This window comes from Arhodomonas sp. KWT (assembly GCF_010993615.1).
On the sequence record NZ_WNXE01000360.1, the window covers coordinates 1 to 1902 of the forward strand.

At 70.2% G+C, this 1902-nt stretch carries 4 protein-coding genes; 1 reads left to right on the plus strand and 3 read right to left on the minus strand.

Annotated features, from left to right (window positions below; genetic code table 11):
• Nucleotides 1-674: pyridoxal-phosphate dependent enzyme (locus G7A99_RS18905; RefSeq protein WP_163143111.1), on the minus strand; the 674-nt coding region annotated here is incomplete at its 3' end.
• Between the two features lie 301 nt (nt 675-975).
• Nucleotides 976-1140, minus strand: a complete 165-nt coding sequence (locus G7A99_RS18910; protein ID WP_018718702.1) for a hypothetical protein — start codon at nt 1138-1140, stop codon at nt 976-978.
• A gap of 92 nt (nt 1141-1232) precedes the next feature.
• Between G7A99_RS18910 and G7A99_RS18915 the strand changes: the two genes are divergently transcribed.
• Nucleotides 1233-1466, plus strand: a complete 234-nt coding sequence (locus G7A99_RS18915; protein ID WP_018718703.1) for a sulfurtransferase TusA family protein — start codon at nt 1233-1235, stop codon at nt 1464-1466.
• Here the strand turns inward: G7A99_RS18915 and G7A99_RS18920 are convergent.
• Nucleotides 1453-1902 (minus strand): hypothetical protein (locus G7A99_RS18920; RefSeq protein ID WP_205599927.1); only part of this gene is annotated, 450 nt, incomplete at its 5' end. The genes G7A99_RS18915 and G7A99_RS18920 overlap by 14 nt on opposite strands.

Sequence of the window (1902 nt, forward strand, 5' to 3'; positions counted from 1 at the left end):
GCGTAATTGGTGTCCTCGCGGCCGGCGGCCTCCTCGACCGCCTCGGAGATCGCCAGGCCCAGCGAGCCCGGGTTGTCCGGGTCGTCGGCGAGGGCCTTGCGGCCGGTCTCGGTGAGCGGCGAGGGGCTGGGAATGACCTCGCCGCCCCAGGTCTGCATCATCGAGCGCCGGTGGGGCTTTTGCTCGTAGCTCACCCGGACCATGTAGACCCGCACGTCCAGGCCGAAGAGGCTGCCCGCCAGCGCCAGTGAGCTGCCCCACTGGCCGGCGCCGGTCTCGGTGGTCAGCCGGGTGATGCCCGCCTCGCGGTTGTAGTAGGCCTGGGCTACCGCGGAGTTGGGCTTGTGCGAGCCCGCCGGGGAGACCCCTTCGTACTTGAAGAAGATCTTCGCCGGTGTGCCCAGGGCCTCTTCCAGCCGGGTGGCGCGGATCAGTGGCGAGGGCCGCCACAGCCGCAGGGCCTCACGCACCGGCTCGGGGATGGCGATCCAGCGCTCGGTGCTGACCTCCTGCTCGACGATCGCCGGCGGGAATATGGCGGTCATCGCCTCCGTCGGCACCGGCTGGCCGTCGGGGCCGACGTACGGCGCCAGCGGACCGGGGAGGTCCGGGATGACGTTGTACCAGTGGGTCGGGATGTCCGATTCCGGAAGCAGGATCTTGGTGTCGCTCAAAACGGGGCCTCCAAGGGGGTACTGATCTTCTCAGAGGTATTGCCATGCGTCAGCCGGTCTGTGTGTCGATGGGGCAAGGCGCGAGGCGCACGGTGTAGCCGGACTATAAGCGGCGAGCAACGCAGCCCCATCGGCGCACAGAGCGGCCCAAAGGGAGCGCCAGAGCGCTCCGGTTGCGGCGTTGCGCTCGCATGAAGTGACCCGGCCACACCGGCGCGAGCGTGCCTCGCCGCCCGAACCGCTCTGGCGCTCTGACACAGGACAATACCTCTGAGAAGATTGGTATGTCGGCGGGCGTCGATCAGTCCTTGCCGTAGTCGTTGTCGAGCACGCTGAACCAGTCCTGGTGGGTGCGGTCGGCCTGGTCGCGCCAGTGTCGCACCTGCTCGCTGGTGTATTCCTCGCGCAGCTCGCTGTCGGTGACGGGGCGCGGGTCGAAGTCCGCGTCCGGCTGCTTGTCGCTCATCGCTCCCTCCATCGCCCGCGTGGCTTTGCCGCCGCCGGGCTTAGTAGAATCCCTGATGTCAGGGCCGATAGTGTAACGCGTCAGGATATCCCATGGCTCACCCGTTCGATTCGGATCTGGACGTGCGCGGGCTCAACTGCCCGCTGCCGATCCTCAAGACCAAGAAGGCGCTGATCCCGCTGCCCGCCGGTGCAGTGCTGCGGGTGCGCGCGACGGATCCGCACTCGGTGATCGACTTCACCGCCTTCTGCGACAAGACCGACAACACTCTTGTCGCTCGGGACGAGGACGACGGTGTGCACACGTTCTACGTCAGCAAGGGCTGATACCCGGCCCGTCCTCCGCCAGGAACCCCGTCACCGCGTCGCCGAATGCCGCCGGTGCCTCCTCCGGGGGCAGGTGCCCGACGCCGGCCAGGGGGTGCACGCGGGCGTGGGGCAGCAGCGTGCGCCAGTGTCCCAGCACCCGCGCGCCCAGTGCCGGGTCGCGCATACCCCAGGCCAGCAGCGCGGGCGTGTCACCAAGGCGTGGCAGGTGGTCCCGCAACGCCGCCAGCCACGCCCGGGCGGCGAGCATCTCCCGGGGCAGCGCGGCGAAGCCGTCGCGCGCCGCGGGCGTGGCGCGCACCGTCCGATAGCACCGATGGGCCGTGGCGGACAGCCGCTGCCGGTCGCCGACGGCCAGGGGCAGGGCGCGGACGAGGGCGTCGTGGTGCCGGATCAGCCATCGGCCGGGCGGTCCGCCGGCCAGGGCGGCGAAGGC